Genomic DNA, 20,413 nt, shown 5'->3' with positions numbered 1-20,413 from the left:
GCTCCTCAGCGAGTGGTGTCGGCGTCCCAGGCCTCGACGATGGCACGTACCAGCGCCGGGCCGGAGTAGATGAAGCCGGTGTAGACCTGCACCAGACGGGCGCCGGCGTCGCGCAGGGCGAGAGCGTCAGCGGGGGTCATCACTCCCCCGGAGCCGATGATCGGCAACCGGGTGGTGCGTGAGAGATGGGCGACCACCTCGCGGCTGCGCCGCGACAAGGGGGCCCCGGAGAGACCGCCGGCTTCGCCGCGGTGGACTGAGGTCAGCGTGCTGCCGTCGGCGCGAGTGCGCGCCAGGGTGGTGTTGGTCGCGATGATCGCGTCGATACCGGTCTCCTCCGCGGCGGCAACGACGTCGTCGAGCTGATCCCAGGTCAGGTCGGGTGCAACCTTCACCCAGATCGGCATGGGTGAGGCGGGGTCGAGGGCGCGACGCTCGTCGTCGAGGGCGCTGAACAGGTCGGTGAGGGCTGCTCTGGTCTGCAGGTCGCGCAGGCCGGGGGTGTTGGGGCTGGACACGTTGATGGCGACGTAGTCGGCGACATCGCTCACCTGTCGCAGGGCGTGCAGGTAGTCCTCGCTCGCCTGCTCGTTCGGGGTGTCCTTGTTCTTGCCAATGCTCACCCCCACGGGGACGCCCAGGGCGTTGGTGCCCCGCCGGACCCCTGCTGCGACCAGCCGGGCGGTGAGTTCCCGAGCTCCTCCATTGTTGAACCCCATCCGGTTGATCAGGCCACGGTCCTCCGGAAGCCGGAACATCCGTGGCTTCGGGTTGCCTGGCTGCGGTCGCGGGGTGACGGTGCCCAGCTCCATGAAGCCGAAGCCGAGGGCTGCCCAGGCATGGGCGGCGCGGCCGTCCTTGTCGAGACCGGCAGCCAGCCCGACCGGGTGCGGGAAACTCAGCCCGCTGACCTCAACCGGCGTCCCGCTGGGCGCCATGACCCCGCGAAGCGCGGCCAGCACCGGCGCTGGCACCTGGCCCAGGCCACCGACCATGCGCTCGTGGATGGCCTCGGGATCACCACCGAAGCTGTGGAACAGGGCCGGGCGCACCGCGCCGGTGTACCCGGCGTGGAGGGCTCTGGTCCAGGCCTGCATCACGGCACCTGGGCGGCGGCCCAGTCCTGCAGCGACTTGACCTGACCCTCGCCGGCCAGACCGGCCTCGATCCCCTGCACGGCGGCAGAGAGGCCCTGGACGGTGGTGATGCAGGCGACGTCCTGGCGGATGGCCGCGGTGCGGATCTCGTAGCCGTCGGCACGCGGGGCGCCCCCGGGGGTCTGGCCCTGCGGGGTGTTGAAGACCAGGTCGATCTGCCCACCCAGGATCATCTGGACGACGGTGGGTTCACCATTCGGGCCCGTGCCCTCGGAGTGCTTGCGCACCACCGTCACGTCCACGCCATTGCGCTTGAGCACCTGGGCGGTGCCCGCGGTGGCATAAAGGGTGAAGCCGAGGTCTGCCAGGCGCTTCAGGGGCAGGATGGCGTGTCGCTTGTCCCGGTTGGCGACCGAGACGAACATCGACCCGCTGAGAGGCAGCGGGGCCTGCACGGCGGCCTGAGTCTTGGCGAAGGCCACACCGAAGGTCTTGTCCAGGCCCATCACCTCACCGGTGGAGCGCATCTCGGGCCCGAGCACGGTGTCCACGCCCATGCCCTCGATGGTACGGAAGCGGTTGAAGGGCATGACGGCCTCCTTGACCGCCATCGGCGCGCCGTCGGCCACGTCCGCGCCGTCCCCGTGCGGACGCAGGACACCGCGATCGCGCAGGCCCTGGATGGTCTCCCCGACCATGATCAGGGTGGCGGCCTTGGCCAGCTGGGTGCCGGTGGCCTTCGACACGAAGGGCACGGTGCGGGAGGCCCGTGGGTTGGCCTCGAGCACGTAGAGGGTGTCACCGGCCAGCGCGAACTGGATGTTGATCAGTCCACGCACGCCCACGCCCTCGGCGATGGCCCGGGTCGAGCTGTGGATGCGGTCGATGACCTCGCTGCCCAGGGTGATCGGGGGCAGGGCGCAGGCCGAGTCGCCCGAATGGACGCCGGCTTCCTCGATGTGCTCCATCACACCGCCGAGGTAGAGCTCCTCGCCGTCGTAGAGGGCGTCCACGTCGATCTCGACCGCATCGTCCAGGAAGCGGTCGACCAGCACCGGGGAGCTGGCCGAGACCAGGGTGGACTGGCTGATGTAGCGCTCCAGGGAGCCCTCGTCGTAGACGATCTCCATGCCGCGACCGCCCAGCACGTAGCTGGGGCGGACCAGCACCGGGTAGCCGATCTCGGCGGCGACCTGGCTGGCCTGCTCGAAGGAGTGCGCCATGCCGTGACGGGGAGCGGGCAGCTGCGCCTTCTCCAGCACGGCCTCGAAGGCGCCTCGCTCCTCGGCGAGGTGGATCGCCTCCGGGCTGGTGCCGATGATCGGCACACCCGCATCCTTGAGCTGCTGCGCCAGTCGCAGCGGGGTCTGGCCGCCGAGTTGGACGATGACACCAAGCACGGGACCGGCCGCGCATTCGGCGTGGTAGACCTCGAGAACGTCCTCCAGGGTCAGCGGCTCGAAGTAGAGGCGGTCGGCGGTGTCGTAGTCGGTGGAGACGGTCTCCGGGTTGCAGTTCACCAGCACCGACTCATAGCCATTGGCCGAGAGCACCTGGGCAGCGTGGACGCAGGAGTAGTCGAACTCGATGCCCTGCCCGATGCGGTTGGGGCCCGAGCCGAGGATCAGCACGGCCGGCTTCTCCCGAGGCCCGACCTCGGTCTCCTCGTCGTAGGAGGAGTAGTGGTAGGGGGTACGGGCCTCGAACTCGGCCGCGCAGGTGTCGACGGTCTTGAACACGGGCCGAACGCCCAGGGCCCAGCGCACGCCACGGACCACATTCGGGTCCAGGCTGCGAAGGTCAGCGATCTGGCGGTCGGAGAGGCCATGGCGCTTGGCGCGACGCAGCAGGTCGGCTGTCAACTCCTCGGCATCGCGGACCTCGTCGGCGACCTCCTTGACCAACACCAGCTGGTCAATGAACCAGGGGTCGATGGCGGTGGCCTCGAAGACCTTCTCCGCGGTGGCTCCCGCGCGAAGTGCCTGCATGACCAGCTGCAGGCGTCCATCGTGCGGGCGGGCGGCCTCATCGAGCAGGACCTCGACCGACTCGGCGACCGGGGAGGCGAAGTCGAAGGGGGCCGAGGGGTCCTCCAGTGAGCGCAGCGCCTTGCCGAGTGCCTCGGTGAAGTTGCGCCCCAGGGCCATCGCCTCCCCCACCGACTTCATGTGGGTGGTGAGGGTGTTGTCGGCGTGCGGGAACTTCTCGAAGGCGAAGCGGGGCACCTTGACCACGACGTAGTCCAAGGTGGGTTCGAAGCTGGCCGGGGTCTTTTCGGTGATGTCGTTGGGGATCTCGTCCAGGGTGTAACCGACCGCCACCTTGGCAGCGATCTTGGCGATCGGGAAGCCGGTAGCCTTGGAGGCCAGCGCCGAGGACCTGGAGACGCGGGGGTTCATCTCGATGACCACGATGCGCCCGTCCGCCGGGTTGACCGCGAACTGGATGTTGCAGCCGCCGGTGTCGACGCCCACCTCACGGATGATCGCAATCGCGATGTCGCGCAGCTTCTGGTATTCACGGTCGGTGAGCGTCATCGCGGGGGCGACGGTGATCGAGTCACCGGTGTGGACGCCCATGGGGTCGAAGTTCTCGATGGAGCAGATGATGACGACATTGTCGGCCTTGTCGCGCATCACCTCCAGCTCGTACTCCTTCCAGCCCAGGATCGACTCCTCGATCAGGACCTCGGTGGTGGGGCTGGCGTCCAGGCCGGTACCGGCGATGCGACGCAGTTCGCCCTCGGTATGGGCAAAGCCCGATCCCAGGCCGCCCATGGTGAACGAAGGCCGCACCACGACCGGATAGCCGAGCTCGTCCGCAGCCGCCATCACCTCATCCATCGTGTGGCAGATGATGGAGCGGCAGACCTCGGCGGCGCCGTCGGCGACGTCGGTCAGGCCCAGGACGATGTCCTTGAACTGGTCACGGTCCTCCCCGCGCTGGATGGCGTCCACGGAGGCGCCGATGAGCTCGACCCCGTACTTCTCCAGGACGCCGGCCTCGTGCAGCTTCACCGCAGTGTTGAGAGCGGTCTGCCCGCCCAGGGTGGCGAGCACGGCATCGGGACGCTCCTTGGCGATGACCTGCTCGACGTACTCAGGGGTGATCGGCTCGACGTAGGTGGCGTCGGCGAACTCCGGGTCGGTCATGATCGTGGCCGGGTTGGAGTTGACCAGGATGACCCGGTAGCCCTCCTCGCGCAGGACGCGGCAGGCCTGGGTGCCGGAGTAGTCGAACTCGGCGGCCTGGCCAATGACGATCGGGCCGGAGCCGATGACCAGGATGGATTCGATGTCGGTGCGGCGTGGCATCAGTGCTGGTCCTTTGAGCTCTGGAGCAGGTCGACGAAACGGTCGAAGAGGTAGGCGGCGTCGTGGGGCCCGGCGGCGGCCTCGGGGTGGTACTGCACCGAGAAGGCCCTCACCCGGCCCTGGTCGTCGCGCAGTTCCAGTCCCTCCACGACGTTGTCGTTGAGACCGATGTGGCTGACGCGGGCGGTGCCGTGGGGGGTGGGGATGTCCTCGTGCAGTGGCGCGTCGACGGCGAAGCCGTGGTTCTGGGCCGTGATCTCGACCTTGCCGGTCGCCAGGTCCTTGACCGGCTGGTTGACCCCGCGGTGGCCGAAGGGGAGCTTGTAGGTGCCCAGGCCCAGGGCGCGTCCGAAGATCTGGTTGCCGAAGCAGATGCCGAAGTAGGGAATGCCGGCGTCCAGACACTGTTCGAGCAGCTCGACCTCGTGGGTGGCGGCCGACGGGTCGCCGGGGCCGTTGCTGAAGAAGACGCCGTCGGGATTGATGGCCTTCACCTCGCCCAGGGTGCTGGAGGCGGGCATCACGTGCACCTCGATGCCGCGCTGGGCCATCCGCTGGGGGGTCATCGCCTTGATGCCCAGGTCGATGGCGGCAACAGTGAACTTCTTCTCCCCTTCGGCGGGAACGACATAGGTCTCCGGGGTGGTGACGTCGGCGATGAGGTTGGCCCCCGACATCGCCGGCTGTTCCAGGACGCGCTGGAGCAGGGCCTGCGGGTCGGTCTCGGTCGTGGAGATGCCCACGCGCATCGAACCCTTGTCGCGCAGGTGTCGGGTCAGGGCGCGGGTGTCGATGCCGCTGATCCCAACGACACCCTGTCGAGCCAGCTCCTCGTCGAGGGTGCGGCGGCTGCGCCAGCTGGAGGGCATCCGGGCGGGGTCGCGAACCACGAAACCAGCCACCCAGATCCGCGCGGACTCGGGATCCTCGTCATTCCAGCCGGTGTTGCCGACGTGGGGGGCCGTCATGATGACGACCTGGCGATGGTAGCTCGGGTCGGTCAGGGTCTCCTGATACCCGGACATGGCAGTCGCGAAGACCGCCTCCCCGAAGGTCTCTCCACGAGCGCCGTAGGAGTCCCCACGAAATGAACGCCCGTCTTCGAGAACCAGGATCGCTGGGGTGGTCTCGCGAGTCGGCATGTGCTGGTGTCCCCTCCTGCAAGGCATTGGAGCAATCGAGCAGCCCGAGGGCATGACGATGCCATGCGGGGTCGGGGTGCTGGCTCAGGAAAGACTAGCAGCGGCCCGCGACACTCGCGGACCGCTGCCGGTCGGGCAAGATCGCTCAGGACGCCGAGAGCTGGTCCGCGAGGGCCTTCGCGATGTGGGCCAGGGAGACGGCGCCGGGGTCGGCGGTGCCGATCGACTTCTCCCCCAGCGGACGCGCACGACCGAGCCTGGCCTTCATCTCCTTCGTGGACTCGGCTCCCTGCTGGGCGGCCTCCACAGCAGCCCTGGCGCGGGTGGGCAGGTCGCCCTCCGTCGAGGAGAAGGTCTCCACCAGCGGCGCCAGGGCGTCCACCATGGTCTTGTCGCCGACCTGGGCACCGCCCAGTCGCTGGACGGCCTCGAGGGCTGCGGATAGGCCCTGCTGGATGGCGTCCTCGGCGGCGGGGGCCTGGTCGCCAAGCACCGAACCGATGGCGGTGAGGAGCGCACCCCACAGGGCACCCGAAGTACCGCCGGAGCCGTTGGACCAGGCATCACCGGCGGCGGCGAGGGTGGTCTGGGCACCGGCCCCCTGCTTGACGAGGTCGTCGGCAGCGACGGCTGCCGCCGTGGCACCCATGGCCATGCCCTGGCCGTGGTCGCCGTCGCCGGCCACCGAGTCGAGCTTGCCGAGGTCATCCTGCTCGTCGTGGAGTAGAGCGGCGATGGTGTGCAGCGCGGTGGCGATGTGACCGGCAAGTTCCTGGGATTCGGCGGATCCCTTCCCGGTCACCTCGACGGGAGCTGCCTCGGTGTTCATGGCGGTGTCGTCGCGCGCGACCTCACCCACAGATCCCTTGCGGTAGGCAGGGGTGTCGCAGGGCGCGTTCCAGTAGTCGAGCAGCTCGTCGTCGACCCAGACCAGGGTCAGCGAGATGCCGGCCATGTCCAGGGAGGTGACGAACTCCCCGGACTCGACGTCAACCAGTTCCAGGCCGGCGTCCTCCAGTCGCTGGACGATGTTGCGGCAGGTCACGAACAGTTCCTCGTACTTGGTGTCGCCCAGGCCGTTGACGATGGCGATCACGCGAGTGCCTGCCTCGGCGGGACGGTCGTCCAGCAGGCCATCGACCAAGGTCTTGGCCACATCGTCAGCGGTACCCAGATCAGCATCGCGAACGCCGGGCTCGCCGTGGATGCCCAGACCGACGCCCATCTTGCCCTCCGGCACGGTGAACAACGGCTCCTTGGCGCCGGGCAGGGTGCACCCGCTGAAGGCGACGCCGAAGCTGCGGGTGGCGTCATTGGCCTTGGCGAAGACGCGCTTGACCTCCTCGAAGTCCTTGCCGGCCTCCGCCGCGGCACCAGCGATCTTGAAGGTGGGGAAGTCCCCGGCGATGCCGCGGCGCTTCTCGATCTCGTCCTTGCCGCCGGAGGCGATGTCATCGGTGACGACCAGGGTGTCGGCCTGGATTCCCTCGGCACGCAGCCGCTCGATGGCCTGGCCGAAGTGGAGCACGTCACCGGCGTAGTTGCCGAAGCCCATCAGGACGCCAGCGCCGCGCTCTGCGGCCTTCATCACCGAGTAGGCCTGGGCTCCGGAGGGAGAGCTGAAGATGTTGCCGCAGACGGCACCGTCGGCGAAGCCGTGGCCGACCCAGCCGGCGAAGGCCGGGTAGTGTCCCGAACCACCGCCGTAGACCACGGCCACCTTCCCCTGGTCGGTCGCGGTGGAACGGACCACCCCGCCAAAGACCGGCTTCACGTACCTCTTGTTGGCCAGCACGAAACCCTGTACGGCTTCGGCCGGGAAGTCTTCGGGATTGTTCACCAGGCGCGTCATTGCTGCTCTCTTTCGGGTGGCGGGGTTGGGTAGTGCCTCACTCTAGGAGGCAGCACCGGGGGTTCACAATAGGAATGTGAAAAGTCTCATGCTCCGTGGTCAGCGGGTGGCGGCTAGGCTTCGGCCATGGACATGCAGGCAGCCGTACTGCGCGGCATCAATGACCTCCGACTCGATCGCAGGGAGCGTCCCGAACCGGGCCCGGGCGAGGTGCTGCTCCGAATGGACGCCAACACCATCTGCGGGACCGACCTTCGCCTGATCAGCGGCGCGAAGACCGCCGGCGTCCGGCCGGGAGTGGTGATGGGACACGAGTTCGCTGGCCGTGTGGAAGCGGTGGGTGAGGGTGTGGAAGGCGTCCCGCTGGGGGCGCAGGCCACCTGCTCGATCGTGCTCAGCTGCAACCACTGCCCCGCCTGCCTGGCGGGGCGCGAGCACCTGTGCGAGAACCTGGAGCTGTTCGGCTACGCCATTGACGGCGGAATGGCCGAGTACATGCTGGTCCCTCGCCGAGCGGTGGAGAACGGCAACCTCGTCATCGCCCCACAGGAACTCGACCCGACCCTGCTGGCACTCGCCGAGCCGGTGAGCTGTGTCATCAATGGGGCCAACCAGTTCCGCGTCCAGCCCGGCGAGTCGGTGATGGTGTTGGGAACCGGCCCGATCGGCCTGCTCCACGTCGCGCTGGCCAACCTGGCAGGGGCGACCACCATCCTTGCCTCCGGGCGTCCGGGGCGGTTGGAGCCAGCTCTCGAGATGGGGGCCACCGACGCCTTCGACCTGACCGGGCAGGCGCTGACTGACGAGATCCTCTCCCGCACCGACGGGCGGGGGGTGGACGTGGTCATCGTCTGCGTGGGCGCCCCGGAGTTGGCCAACCAGGCGCTGGAACTTGCCGCCATCGGGGGTCGGGTGAACTACTTCGCGGGCTTCCCAAAGGGGTCGACCGCCGAGATGGACCCGAACCTGATCCACTACAAGGAGCTGGTGGTCACGGGGGGTTCGAACGCCCGTCGCGCCGACGTGAGGACAGCGGTGGAGCTGCTGTCCAGTGGACGCCTGCCGGTCGGATCGCTGGTCACGCACACCTTCCCGCTCAGTGAGCTGGACGCCGCGATCACCGCCGTACGTGAACGCCAGGGGCTCAAGGTTGCGGTGCTGCCATCGGAGTCGCGCTGATGCGCGGCCCGGCGCTGGCGGCCCTCGCGGTGGTGCTGGTGGGCGCTGGGTGTTCCGGCCCGACTCTCGAAACCGACCAGTCCCTGGCCACCATCGTGGGACAGACAACCCACGCCGGGCAGCCCATGGAGGTCTTCCCCATCGAGACCGTCAGGTCTGCCGGGGCACACACCCAGCCCCACACCCAGCCCGCGGGCTGCTCCTTCGTGGCGACCGGGCTGATGCCGGCCATCCTGGAGGGGCACCCGGCGGCCATGGGGCTGAGCCCCCAGCGGGTGAACGTCACCCTGGTGGAGATGGAGTCGGTCGAGGCCGCCAAGCAGCAGATCGCCGAGCGTGACAAGGTGCTCGACTCCGGGGAGTGCAGGCAGGTCACCACGAGCGCCGGTGGGACGTCCACGACCTCGACGATCACCGAGCAGAAGACCGACACCCAGGGCCTGGAGTCGGTGCGGATGCTCGTCTCGACCGCACAGGTCTCCGGCCAGACCAGCCAGTCGGCGTCCCTGCTGGGGCGCAAGGGCTCGGTGCTGGTGCTGGTCAACAGTTCCAACTCGGCCGACGAGAGGGCTCTGCGCGAGATTGCGAGCAGTATCGGCGGGAGGCTGTGACCCGGTGTGCTCTACGGTGGTCCCATGAGCCCCAACCTCCGCACCGCCATGACAACCCTGGCCGTCGCCGCCCTCGTGGGCCTGGCCGGCTGCTCCGAGCAGGAGACCACGACCAGCCCCAGCACGAGCGCCGCGACCACCCAGAGCGCCACCGTGGCCCCCAGTTCGCCAGCGTCCGAGAACTCCGCGATCGAGTCGTCCCCTGCGGAGTCGACACCCGCTGAATCGACCCCGGCTGAATCGACCCCGGCAGCCTCTGGTTCCTCGGCAGCAGCTCCCGGTGCGCAGACTGACCAGAGCCTCCAGAAGGCCCTGGAGGGGGTCAACCTCGGCACGCCCCTGACCGCCATCCCCTTGTCCGCCATGCGTGGGCAGGACAAGAGCATCCTGCCGACCACGGACCCCGAGGCCTGCGCCTTCGTCGGCAAGGGTGTGGCTGAGCCGGTGATCGACGGCAAGCCTGCCGCCATGGCGACGAGCGCGGACCAGACTGGCGGCATCACCCTCATCGAGATGGGTGGCGAGGACGCTGCGAAGGCGTTGCTGGCCGAACGCGACAAGGCGCTGGACAACCCGAGCTGCAAGGCCGTGAAGCTGAAGTCCAATGGCGTGGAGATGTCTTCCGCCATCACGGCTGAGAAGACCGATGGCCACGGCCTCGAGGATGCCCGCATCATGAAGAGCACCGCAGCCAGCCCTCAGACCGGGGAGAAGCAGACCCGCATCAGCCTGCTCGGACGCAAGGGTTCGGTGATCGTCCAGGTCGCCGTCCCGCAGGGGGACGAGGCGGCACAGGAGGCTGCCGTGAAGAAGATCCTCAGCAATCTCGGCTGACATACTGGGCGGGTGAAGACCGCCCTGGCCAGCCTGTCCGCCCTCGTCCTCCTGACCGCCTGCAGCGGTGGGACCGACACCAGCACCACCCCCGACCCGACCAGCGCGCCCGCCACCTCGCCGGTGGCGGGCAGCTCTGCGTCCGGGGGTGGTTCGCCCACAGGGGGTTCCGCCCACACCGATGCCTCCCTGGAGAAGCTCGTCACCGGCATCACCGTGGAGGGGAAGACCGCCGAGGTCTTCCCCATCGCTGAGGCGCGAAAGTCCTTCAAGGCCACCCCACCGCGTCCCGTCACCCCGACCGCGTGCAACTACGTTCTGCACGGGGTCACCGGCCCGATCAGCGAGGGCCGGCCCGCGGCGATGGCCCTCCTCGAGGGCGTGGTGACCATTTCCGTGGTGGAGATGGCCAGTGAGAAGGACGCCCAGGAGTTGATCGCCTCCCGCGACACCGCGCTGGGTGCGACATGCAGGGCGGCCACCACGACGGTGGCCGATGGCAGCAGCCAGAGAATCCAGATCACCCAGGGCAAGGCCCAGGCGCAGGGGCTCACAGACGCCAAACTACTCACCGGACGCGTCCTGGCCGATGGAGAGCTGCCCCCCGAGTCCAAGCTGCTGGGACGCAAGGGCACGCTGCTGGTGCAGGTCTCCGCCATGAAGGGGCGGGAGAGGGTCATCGAGAACGTCACTGCGCAGGTGGTATCGCGGATTCGTTGACGGCGTAACCGACGACTGTTAGCTTGCTGAACCAACGCTGTGACATCCGTCACGCGTGTCCAACGAGCGAAGGAGCCCGTTCCTCATGCGTCGTCTTGCTGCGCTGTTCACTGCCGCCGCCCTCAGTGGCGCTGCTCTCTCCCTGTCTCCCGGCACGTCCGCCGTCGCGGTGGGCAAGGGTCCTGATTGCTGCAAGGGCACCATCAACACCTCGATCCTGCACACCTACGACTCGATGGTCGCCGAGCTGAAGAAGCAGGACGCCAAGCAGTCGGCCATGGAGCTGGAGGTGATTGGCCAGACGGTCAAGGGCCGCGACATCCACCTGGTCAAGTACATCTCCAACCCGAAGAACCCGACCGTCCTCTACATCACCCAGCAGCACGGCAACGAGCAGCTGACCACCGAGGGCATGCTCGACTTCATCAAGTCGCTCGGGAACTCGAACAAGTCGATCCTGGGCAGGATCAACATCCTGATCGTCCCGATGCTCAACGCCGACGGCGCGATGGGTGACGTGAACTTCTCCCTCGACAACTACCATGCCTCCGGCGGCCGCCACCTGACCCGCTACAACGCCAACAAGGTGGACCTCAACCGCGACCACGTCGCCAAGGCTGAGGTCGAGACCCAGGCCCTGCATCGCATGCTGGCCAAGTACGACGCCGAACTCGGCATCGACTATGCCGTCGACCTCCACCACCAGGGCACCACGGCCAAGGCGGATGGCGAGCTGGTCTCCGGCTCGATCCTCTACCCGACCACCAGCTCGGTGGACGCCGCCCTGGTGGAGAAGTCCAAGCAGCTCGGTGCCGTCGTGTACAACGCCATCGAGCCCACCGGCTGGGGGCACCTGGGCAAGTACGTCGGCGGCAGCGCGAACACCATCGCCCGCAACGGGCTGGCCGCCGAGTACGGCATCGCCACCCTCCTGTTCGAGATGCGCGGCATGTCCGACCACGAGTACGAGAGCTACATCCTCGGTCAGAAGTCCAACGGCTACCTGATCAAGCAGACCGTTGTCACCCTCAACGCCACCGCCAAGGCCATCGCGGACGGCTCGATCACCAAGCAGGACACCAGCTTCTGGAATACCCTGACCGAACAGGGCTGATCCCCCACCTTCACCCAGTCATGCAGTCCACGCCCCGGGAGGCATCTCCCGGGGCCGTTCTGTGAGAACTTTTTTGTCCACGTCCTGAGATGTGCGTGGCAATCAACACCCATTAATCTATTGTCGATTCTGACGAAGAACACACAACGAGCAGGAAGGATTGGCCATGATGGCACCCGCCGCGACCTCTCCGGCTGGCAGCCTGCTCACCGTGCGCCTGCACGTCGACCTGCTCCTCGTCTCCACCTGCACCTGTTGATCCTCTGACGATCCGGGTGCCACACCCGCTGCGCACCTGCGCATGCTCCGCGTTGCCCCCTGCTACCAGCCGTGCACTGGCGTTGCCCGTTTGACTGGGCGTGCCCGGGAGCAGCTGCGGAATTCCTGCGGACGAAAACATGCATTGGTCCGTCCGCTGCCGCAAATCCGATTACTGAATCCGTGGATTTGTCCGTCGCTTTTGGCGACCCATTTTGCCGCACCCATTCCCTGAGGAAATCCCATGTCGATTGCGACACGTCTGGACCACGCCCGCCCTGGCACGGCCGCCTCGAACCACCCCGACCCATCGTCGGCGCAGCACATCCCCCGATTCCCTTCCAGCAGCCCCGCCCTTTCCAACACTCCCACCCCTTCCGACCATGACCAGGACCTGGTCGTGGTACCCCGCCGCCAACCACTGTTGTGGGTGGCAGTGGCACTGGTGGCCCTCGCGCTCGCCCTCTTCGTCGAACAGTTGGTCACCAACCCCGTCTGGGACTGGCCCACCTTCGCGGCCTACTTCGCCTCCCGCTCGGTGATGCTTGCCCTGGTCGAAACCCTCAAGCTCACCCTCCTCGGCGTGGTCTTCGGCTTCGGACTGGGCATTGCGCTGGCAGCCATGCGGCTGTCAGAGCAGCGCTTCCTCAACGCGGTCGCCTTCGGCTTCGTCTGGGTCTTCCGCTCCATCCCGCTGATGGTGCAACTGATCTTCTGGTTCAACATCGGCTACATCTACGGGGCGATCAAGGTGGGAGTCCCCTTCGGCCCCACCTTCTTCACCATCCCCACCAACTCCTTGTTGTCCGCCATGGGGGCGGCCGTCGTTGGCCTGGCCCTCCACCAGGCCGCCTACGCTGCCGAGATCATTCGCGCCGGCATCCTGTCGGTGGACGCAGGTCAGTTCGACGCCGCAGAGGCACTCGGGATCCCGCGAGCCCGACGCCTCTTCCACATCGTCCTGCCCCAGGCGATGCCCAGCATCCTTCCCAACGCCGCCAACGAGGTGGTGGGACTGTTCAAGGGGACCTCGATCGTCTCGGTGCTGGCGATCCCGGAACTCTTCTACCAGGTGCAGGTCATCTACGGTCGCAACTCCCGCGTGATCCCCCTGCTGATGGTGGCCACCGTCTGGTACATCATCCTGACCACCCTGCTCTCGGTCGCCCAGCACGCCATCGAGAAGCACTACGCCCGCGGACGCACTCGTGGTGGCCGTGCCAAGAACTCAGCCAACCCCAGCTCCCCCGAAGGCACCGTCGGTGAGCGCCAGACCGCGGACCGCGTCGTCCGTTCCCGCGCCGTCCGTTCCCGCGTCGGGCGCACCATGTCGGCCACCCAGTTCCGCCTCGCCCTGCAGGAGGCCATGCGATGAGCCCCCTCCTGCAACGAGTCCGCACGGCCCCCCACCACGAGCGACACCCCAGCGCAACTCCCGGTGCCATGGTCGAACTCCGGGGTGTCCACAAGAGCTTCGGCACCCTGGAAGTCCTACGCGGGGTTGACCTGATCGTCAGGACCGGCGAGGTGACCGCCATCATCGGACCCTCCGGCTCGGGCAAGTCCACCCTCCTGCGCACCATCAACCATCTGGAGAAGGTCGACCGCGGCCTCGTCCTGGTCGATGGTGAGCTGGTCGGCTACCGCCAGCAGGGCAATCGGCTCCATGAGCTGTCCCCACGCACGCTGCTGGCCCAGCGGCGCCGGATTGGCTTCGTCTTCCAGAACTTCAACCTGTTCGGGCACCTGACCGTGCTGGAGAACCTGGTGGAGGCGCCAGTCCACGCACAGGGACGTCAACCGGCCGAGGTCCGTGCCCTCGCCCTGAAGCTGCTCGACCGCGTCGGGCTCGCCGACAAGGCCAACGCCTACCCCCGCCAGTTGTCGGGTGGCCAGCAGCAACGAGTGGCCATCGCTCGGGCGCTGACCCTGGAACCAGCCCTCCTACTCTTCGACGAGCCCACCAGCGCACTCGACCCCGAGTTGGTGGGGGAAGTCCTCGACGTGATCAAACAGCTCGCCAACGAGGGCTCAACCATGGTCGTCGTCACCCACGAGATCGGGTTCGCCCGAGAGATCGCCGACACGGTCGTCTTCATGGCCGAGGGCCAGATCGTCGAACAGGGACCCGCCGCCCAGGTCATCGACAACCCGACCCACGAACGCACCCGCAGCTTCCTCTCCCGCGTCCTGTGACGCCCCATCCAACCCCCACACTTACCCCCCACCGCTTCATCTCCCACCACTTCAGGAGCACCATCATGAACAGCCCGTTCGCCTCGTCCCTGTCCCGCCGCAGCCTGCTGCTGGGCAGCAGCGCCCTCGTGCTCGGCACCGCCAGCGCCTGCAGTGACCCCGTCGAGGCTGCCACCACTGCGACCGGCGCCTCCGGTGACAAGATCACCTACGACAACTCCCCCGAACAGGCCGGCCGGGTGAAGGGCACCTTCAACGAGACAATCGCCGCCACGCTGCCGAAGGCCATCCGCGACCGCGGAGTTCTTCGCGTCGGCAGCTCAGCAGTGACCGGGGCTCCGCCCATCAACTTCCTGGCCACCGACAACAAGACCGCCGTCGGCTCGGATGTCGACATTTCCCACCTGGTGGCCGACATCCTGGGGCTCAAGGTGGAAACCCACGTCTCCAGCTGGGAGAACCTTTTCGTCGGGCTGGACGCCGGCACCGTCGACATCGCCGCCTCCAATGTGGGCGTCTCCGAGGCCCGCAAGGAGAAGTACGACTTCGCGACCTACCGCCTTGGACTGCATGCCTTCGAGGCGGCGCCGGATTCCACGCTCAAGGTCAAGCAACCCCAGGACATCGCCGGGAAGAAGGTCGGTGTCGCCTCCGGCACCCTGCAGGAGGCAGTCCTGCTGCGCTGGAACGAGATCATCCAGGCCAAGGGCGGCAAGCCCGCCTCGCTGGTCTACTACTCCAGCGCCCAGGATGCCTACCTGGCGATCAAGTCCGGGCGCATTGATCTCCACCTCGGCCCCGACCCCTCCGCCCTGTACCACGTGGCCACCGGCGGCGGAACGAAGATCGTGGGGCACGTGTCCTCCAGCTACCCCGTCCAGGGCAAGGTGGGTGTGATCACCCGCAAGGGCAACGGCCTCGTCCAGCCCATCGCAGCGGCCCTGAACGCAGCCATCGCCGACGGCAGCTACGCCCGCGTCCTGCAGCGCTGGGGACTCAAGGTCGAGGCCGTGACAAAGTCCGAGGTGAATCCGGCCGGCCTGCCGAAGGCGAAGACAAAGTGACCAGGGGACGGATCCTGGCCATCTCCTCCAGTCCCTCCACCAACTCGCGCAGTGAGGCCGTGGCTGCGGTCGCCCTGCGTCGGCTGGAGGACCATGGACACCAGGTCGAGCAGGTGGTCCTGCGCGACCTGCCCGCCGCAGACCTCCTCCTCGGCCGTGCCCAGGCGCCGGGAATCGCGGAGGCGCTGGAAGCGGTCCGCCGGGCCGATGCCGTGGTCATCGCCACGCCCGTCTACAAGGCGGCCTACAGCGGAGTGCTCAAGGTCTTCCTTGACCTGCTGGACCAGAACGCCCTGCGCGGCAAGCATGTCCTCCCGCTGGCCTCCGGGGGGACCCCCGCCAACGTTCTGGCCCTCGACTACGCGTTGCGTCCAGTACTGGAATCCCTGGGGGCGCGCCACCTCTCCCGTGGCCGCGTGGTGCTGGCAAGCCAGATCGGCACCGGGCCCGATGGACGCCGACAGGTGACGGCGGAGGCGCGACTGGCCGTCGAGGCGGCAACTGATGCCTTCGCCGAAACACTGGAGGCGCATCTGGCCCACCGACTGGCCAGGGCCAGGCGACGCAGCATCGTCATCGTTGGCGGCGGTCCCAGGGCCCTGGGGCTGCTCGACCGCTTCGCGGCCAACCTTCCGCCGGGAACGACCGACCTGGCTATCCACGTCGTCGACCCCGAGCCGGTAGGTGCCGGCAGGATCTGGCGAGCCGACCAGTCCGAGCTGCTCTGGATGAACTCCACGGCAGCCGACGTCACAGTCTTCACCGACGAGACGGTGAAGTGCGAGGGTCCGGTCACCCCCGGACCCTCGCTAGCAGAGTGGGCGACCGGCCAGGGCAGGGCTGTCCTGGCCGGTCAGGGCTGGCCGGTGTCCCAGTACGGACCAGACTCCTTCCTCCCCCGCGGGGTCCAGGCCGAGTACCTGGGCTGGGCATGGCGACGCACGGTCGACCGGTTGCCCAGTGGCGTCCGACTGCAGGTGCACCGCCACAGAGCGGTTGACCTGCTCGACCAGGACGGACTCCAGGTTGTTGTCCTGGAGTCCGGAGCCCACATCCCGGCCGACGTGGTCGTGCTCGCCCAGGGTCACTTCGACCAGGCGCTGACCGCGTCCCAGCAGGACCTGTTGGCCAAGGCCGAGGAGCGCGACCTCACCTACATCCCTCCAGCCCAGACCGCCGACCTCGACCTGGACGCCCTGGCGCCGGGGGAACCGGTTCTGGTGCGCGGGCTGGGGCTCGCGTTCATCGATCTGGTCACCCTGCTCACCCAGGGACGCGGCGGCCATTTCACCGGTGAGGGCACCGACCTCACCTACGTCCCCAGTGGGCGCGAACCCAGACTGCTGGCCGCCTCGGGCCGCGGCGTCCCCTACCACGCGAAACTGGGCTATTCGATCGACACACCCACACCACTGAGGTACCTCACGCCGGATCGACTCGCCCGGCTCGGCGGTCCCGGCGGCCAGGTCGACGTGGAGCGCGAGCTCTGGCCGCTGGTCGCCGATGAGATCACCCACGCCCACTACCGCCGGCTCTTCCAGGCGCATGCCGACCGTACCCACGGCAGCTTCGAGGAATTGCGCACGGTGCTGGACAAGCACGGGGCCACGAGCGCCGAGTTCTCCCGGCACGTGGCATCCCAGGTGCCTGACGAGCAGGACCGCATCAACCTGCTGGCCCTACAGCGTCCACTCGCAGGCCAACGCTTCCCGTCCTGGGGGGAAGCCTCGCGAGCGGTGGTGACACACGTCGCGGATGACCTGGCCCGCCGACAGGATCCCGCCCACTCCAGCGACCGCGCCGTCTTCGAGGTGCTGGTCGGCATCTACGTGGCGCTGGGTGAGCTCATCGCCCAGGGGCGCATCGGCGCCGAGGACCGTACTCGGTTGGTGGAGGGGGAGTTCAAGAGCTTCTTCTCCTTCATCGCCAGCGGACCGCCACCGCGTCGCCTGGCTGAGCTGCTCGCGCTCCAGCGAGCAGGGCTGGTCACCTTCCTCGGCCCTGACGTCACGGTCGCCCTGGAGGGGAATGCCTTCCAGGCCGCCTCGACCGTGGTCGATGACGAGCCCGTGCGGACCCGTGCGCTGGTGGACGCCTTCCTGCCTGCGATCGACGTGGTGGAAGCCGCTGATTCCCTGCTGCAGGCCCTGCTGCGGCGGGATGAATTGCTCGTCGAACCGGCAGGGCCGCTGGGTGCCCGGCGCGGCCTGCTGGTCACCGATGCGCAGTTCCGGGCCGTTCGAGCCGATGGCAGCGTCCACCCTCGCCGCCACCTGCTCGGTCCGGCAGTCTCGGCCAGCGCCGCTGTCGCTGCCTTCCACCGCCCACGCACCAACGGTGCCGCCTTCCGGCAGAACGACCGGATAGCCCGTCTGCTGTTGCGCGAGATGGGCATCCCCCCAGTGGCTGGTCGGCCTGTCACCGATGGTGCCGAGGCACCATCTCGCACCGATCCAACCCTGCTGGCCCCACGCCGGCTTGCCGTTCCCCATCCCCAAGGAGATGTCGCATGATCCACCTTGCCCTTGCCCTCAATGACGCCGGCTGGCACCCGGCTGCCTGGCGCGAGCCCGGCGCTGGACCCGCTGACTTTTTCACCCTCCGACACTGGGCGGAGGAGGTTCGCCGTGCCGAAGCCGGCCAGCTGGACCTGGTCACCTTCGAGGACTCGCTTGGACTGCAGCTCGATGAGCCCTGGGGCTCCCCCCGTGAGCGTACCGATCGCGTCCGGGGACGCCTCGACAGCGTGCTGGTGGCCAATGCCGTCGCGCCGCTGACCACGTCGATAGGGCTGGTGCCCTCGGCGGTTGCGGTCCACACCGAGCCCTTCCACCTGGCCAAGGCCATTGCCACCCTGGACCATGTCTCCCGGGGCCGTGCCGGGGTCCGGGTGCGCGCCACCACACACGGGGAGGAGGCGCGCCACATCGGCCGCCGTCCCGATCTCGAGGCAGTTCAGGGCAAGCCCACACAGGAGCAAGTGGTCGAACAGTTCGCTGAGGCGTCCGACTGGGTGGAGGTGTTGCGTCGTCTGTGGGACAGCTGGGAGGACGACGCCGAGATTCGCGACGTGGCCACCGGGCGCTTCGTCGACCGCGACAAGCTCCACTACATCGATTTCGAGGGCAAGTATTTCAGTGTGAAGGGCCCGCTCATCACTCAACGCCCACCCCAGGGCCAACCGATCGTGGCGGCACTGGCCCACCAGCAGCTGCCCTATGAGTTCGTCGCCGCCAGCGCCGACCTGGGCTTCATCACCCCGTTCCAGGATGCTGACCTCACCCGCATCCTCAGTCAGGTCCCAGACTCTGGAGGCGAGCGTCGGATCTTCGCGGACCTGCTCATTGTGCTCGACGACACCGCCGAGGCGGCCAGAGCGCGACTGGACCGGCTGGACGAGGCAGCCGGGGAGGAGCTGGTCAGCGACACCGCCGTCTTCACGGGGACGGTTGTCCAGCTCGCCGACCAGCTCGAGCACTGGCACTCCCTCGGCGCGGATGGCTTCCGGCTGCGGCCGGCCGTCTCCGCCCAGGATGGACCCCGGATCACCCACGAACTCACCGGGGAACTGCGGCGCCGGGGCCAGTTCCGGGACGGCTACCAGGCCAACACCCTCCGCGGCCTGCTTGGATTCCCCCTGCCCACCAACCGATACGCCCACCCCAGCCCGCTGGCCAGCTGAGAGGAATCTTCCATGCCCACGCAGTTTCCCCGCAAGCAGATCCATCTGGGCGCCCACTTCCCGGGCGTCAACAACACCACGGTGTGGAGCGATCCCCGATCTGGCAGCCACATCGACTTCTCCTCCTTCGAGCGCTTCGCCCGAGTGGCCGAGACAGGGCTTTTCGACTTCCTCTTCCTGGCCGAGGGCCTGCGCCTGCGTGAGCAGAACGGACAGATCTACGACCTCGACGTGGTGGGTCGGCCTGACACTTTCAGCATCCTGGCCGCGCTCAGCGCCGTCACTGAACGACTTGGTCTGGTGGGCACCATCAACGCCACCTTCAACGAGCCCTACGAGGTCGCGCGCCAGTTCGCCACCCTCGACCACCTCTCCGGTGGCCGAGCCGCCTGGAACGTGGTGACCAGCTGGGATGCCTTCACCGGGGAGAACTTCCGGCGGGGCGGCTACCTCCAGGCGTCCCAGAGGTATGAGCGGGCAGCGAGCTTCGTCCACGCCGCCGACGTGCTGTGGGGCTCCTGGCAGGAGGGCGACCTGAGTTCCGACCCAGGCCATTTCCTCACCCGGGCCGAGGCGGGTCGCTTCCAGGTGCGGGACGACCACTTCGACATCGCCGGGCACTTCAACGTCCCCGCCTCACCGCAGGGACGCCCGGTCCTCTTCCAGGCCGGTGACTCCGATGAGGGACGCGAATTCGCTGCCCGCACGGTGGACGCGATCTTCACGCGACACTCCACGCTGGAGGCCGGGCAGGCCTTCTACAGCGACGTCAAGGCCCGTCTGGCCACATACGGTCGTCGTCGTGAGGAGCTGTTGATCCTGCCCGGAGCGACCTTCATCATCGGTGACACCGATGAGGAGGCACGCCAGGTTGCGCACGAGGTCCGTCTCGCCCAGGTCAGCGGACAGACGGCAATCCGATTCCTGGAGCAGGTGTGGAACCGCGACCTGTCCGACCTCGACCCCGACGGTCCCCTGCCCGAGTTCGATCCGATCGTCGATGGTGAGCACACTGCCCAGGGTCGGGCGTCCGTGCGAGCGCACCACGACCCGATCGCGACCGCGCGGGAATGGCGCGAGCGTGCGGCAGCCAACGGATGGAGCGCCCGGGAGCTCATCATCGAGGTCACCGGCCGCCAGAACTTCATCGGTTCGGCCGAGACCGTGGCACATGAGATCAATCGCTACGTGCAGTCCGACGCCAGCGACGGCTTCATCCTGATCCCGCACATCACACCCGACGGCCTGCAACCCTTCGTCGAGCAGGTCGTGCCGATCCTGCAGGAACTGGGGGTCTACCGCACTGAGTACGAGGGAAGGACCCTGCGGGAGAACCTTGGCCTGGCTGGC

General features: G+C 67.9%; 15 protein-coding genes. 11 read left to right on the top strand and 4 right to left on the bottom strand.

What is annotated here, in order from left to right; genetic code table 11:
- Positions 1-5 precede the first annotated feature (5 nt).
- The 4 genes from M3G03_RS11785 to M3G03_RS11770 all read right to left on the bottom strand — a co-directional run bounded on the left by M3G03_RS11785 (position 6) and on the right by M3G03_RS11770 (position 7,405).
- Positions 6-1,097, bottom strand: a complete 1,092-nt coding sequence (locus M3G03_RS11785) for a quinone-dependent dihydroorotate dehydrogenase (protein WP_259810200.1) — start codon at positions 1,095-1,097, stop codon at positions 6-8.
- The gene (gene carB, locus M3G03_RS11780) at positions 1,097-4,411 is read right to left on the bottom strand and encodes a carbamoyl-phosphate synthase large subunit (protein ID WP_259810198.1); all 3,315 of its coding nucleotides are present in this window, start codon (positions 4,409-4,411) and stop codon (positions 1,097-1,099) included. Before carB ends, M3G03_RS11785 begins: the two co-directional genes overlap by 1 nt.
- On the bottom strand, positions 4,411-5,553 hold the full coding sequence (gene carA, locus M3G03_RS11775; RefSeq protein WP_259810197.1) for a glutamine-hydrolyzing carbamoyl-phosphate synthase small subunit: 1,143 nt from the start codon (positions 5,551-5,553) through the stop codon (positions 4,411-4,413). The genes carB and carA overlap by 1 nt, the downstream gene beginning before the upstream one ends.
- Positions 5,554-5,698: 145 nt before the next feature.
- The gene (locus M3G03_RS11770) at positions 5,699-7,405 is read right to left on the bottom strand and encodes a dihydroxyacetone kinase family protein (RefSeq protein WP_259810196.1); all 1,707 of its coding nucleotides are present in this window, start codon (positions 7,403-7,405) and stop codon (positions 5,699-5,701) included.
- Positions 7,406-7,531: 126 nt separating this feature from the next.
- Between M3G03_RS11770 and M3G03_RS11765 the strand changes: the two genes are divergently transcribed.
- From M3G03_RS11765 to M3G03_RS11715, 11 genes are all read left to right on the top strand, one after another.
- Positions 7,532-8,584 (top strand): alcohol dehydrogenase catalytic domain-containing protein, encoded by a 1,053-nt coding sequence (locus tag M3G03_RS11765; RefSeq protein WP_259810194.1) that lies wholly within the window; start codon positions 7,532-7,534, stop codon positions 8,582-8,584.
- Complete coding sequence (locus M3G03_RS11760; protein WP_259810192.1) at positions 8,584-9,195, top strand: hypothetical protein; 612 nt, start codon at positions 8,584-8,586, stop codon at positions 9,193-9,195. The genes M3G03_RS11765 and M3G03_RS11760 overlap by 1 nt, the downstream gene beginning before the upstream one ends.
- 24 nt (positions 9,196-9,219) lie before the next feature.
- Positions 9,220-10,029, top strand: a complete 810-nt coding sequence (locus tag M3G03_RS11755) for a hypothetical protein (protein WP_259810190.1) — start codon at positions 9,220-9,222, stop codon at positions 10,027-10,029.
- Between the two features lie 12 nt (positions 10,030-10,041).
- A complete protein-coding gene (locus M3G03_RS11750) occupies positions 10,042-10,749 on the top strand; it encodes a hypothetical protein (protein ID WP_259810188.1) in 708 nt (235 codons plus the stop codon).
- An 85-nt stretch (positions 10,750-10,834) separates the two neighbouring features.
- Positions 10,835-11,863 carry a M14 family zinc carboxypeptidase gene (locus tag M3G03_RS11745; RefSeq protein WP_259810186.1) on the top strand — a complete coding sequence of 343 codons (1,029 nt, stop codon included), beginning with the start codon at positions 10,835-10,837 and terminating at the stop codon, positions 11,861-11,863.
- Positions 11,864-12,365: 502 nt separating this feature from the next.
- Positions 12,366-13,496, top strand: a complete 1,131-nt coding sequence (locus tag M3G03_RS11740; RefSeq protein WP_259810185.1) for an amino acid ABC transporter permease — start codon at positions 12,366-12,368, stop codon at positions 13,494-13,496.
- A 68-nt stretch (positions 13,497-13,564) separates the two neighbouring features.
- A complete protein-coding gene (locus tag M3G03_RS11735) occupies positions 13,565-14,317 on the top strand; it encodes an amino acid ABC transporter ATP-binding protein (RefSeq protein WP_259810252.1) in 753 nt (250 codons plus the stop codon).
- A gap of 65 nt (positions 14,318-14,382) precedes the next feature.
- Positions 14,383-15,381: a transporter substrate-binding domain-containing protein gene (locus M3G03_RS11730; protein ID WP_259810183.1), complete on the top strand. Its 999-nt coding sequence runs from the start codon at positions 14,383-14,385 to the stop codon at positions 15,379-15,381.
- Positions 15,378-17,894, top strand: coding sequence for an NADPH-dependent FMN reductase (ssuE, locus tag M3G03_RS11725; protein WP_259810182.1), 2,517 nt, complete (start codon positions 15,378-15,380; stop codon positions 17,892-17,894). The genes M3G03_RS11730 and ssuE overlap by 4 nt, the downstream gene beginning before the upstream one ends.
- Positions 17,891-19,063 carry an LLM class flavin-dependent oxidoreductase gene (locus M3G03_RS11720; RefSeq protein WP_259810181.1) on the top strand — a complete coding sequence of 391 codons (1,173 nt, stop codon included), beginning with the start codon at positions 17,891-17,893 and terminating at the stop codon, positions 19,061-19,063. Before ssuE ends, M3G03_RS11720 begins: the two co-directional genes overlap by 4 nt.
- Positions 19,064-19,075: 12 nt before the next feature.
- On the top strand, positions 19,076-20,413 hold a 1,338-nt coding region (locus tag M3G03_RS11715; protein WP_259810180.1), incomplete at its 3' end, for an NtaA/DmoA family FMN-dependent monooxygenase.

The organism is Aestuariimicrobium sp. p3-SID1156, from assembly GCF_025144225.1.
Taxonomy (GTDB): Bacteria; Actinomycetota; Actinomycetes; order Propionibacteriales; family Propionibacteriaceae; genus Aestuariimicrobium.
This window is presented reverse-complemented; position numbering and strand designations above follow the sequence as displayed.

Coding starts and splice junctions, on each gene's coding strand:
- carB (WP_259810198.1), bottom strand. CDS start 4,411: ATGCCACGCCGCACCGACATCGAATCCATCCTGGTCATCGGCTCCGGC.
- M3G03_RS11770 (WP_259810196.1), bottom strand. CDS start 7,405: ATGACGCGCCTGGTGAACAATCCCGAAGACTTCCCGGCCGAAGCCGTA.
- M3G03_RS11740 (WP_259810185.1), top strand. CDS start 12,366: ATGTCGATTGCGACACGTCTGGACCACGCCCGCCCTGGCACGGCCGCC.
- carA (WP_259810197.1), bottom strand. CDS start 5,553: ATGCCGACTCGCGAGACCACCCCAGCGATCCTGGTTCTCGAAGACGGG.
- M3G03_RS11735 (WP_259810252.1), top strand. CDS start 13,565: ATGGTCGAACTCCGGGGTGTCCACAAGAGCTTCGGCACCCTGGAAGTC.
- M3G03_RS11765 (WP_259810194.1), top strand. CDS start 7,532: ATGGACATGCAGGCAGCCGTACTGCGCGGCATCAATGACCTCCGACTC.
- M3G03_RS11785 (WP_259810200.1), bottom strand. CDS start 1,097: ATGCAGGCCTGGACCAGAGCCCTCCACGCCGGGTACACCGGCGCGGTG.
- M3G03_RS11745 (WP_259810186.1), top strand. CDS start 10,835: ATGCGTCGTCTTGCTGCGCTGTTCACTGCCGCCGCCCTCAGTGGCGCT.
- M3G03_RS11760 (WP_259810192.1), top strand. CDS start 8,584: ATGCGCGGCCCGGCGCTGGCGGCCCTCGCGGTGGTGCTGGTGGGCGCT.
- M3G03_RS11730 (WP_259810183.1), top strand. CDS start 14,383: ATGAACAGCCCGTTCGCCTCGTCCCTGTCCCGCCGCAGCCTGCTGCTG.
- M3G03_RS11720 (WP_259810181.1), top strand. CDS start 17,891: ATGATCCACCTTGCCCTTGCCCTCAATGACGCCGGCTGGCACCCGGCT.
- M3G03_RS11755 (WP_259810190.1), top strand. CDS start 9,220: ATGAGCCCCAACCTCCGCACCGCCATGACAACCCTGGCCGTCGCCGCC.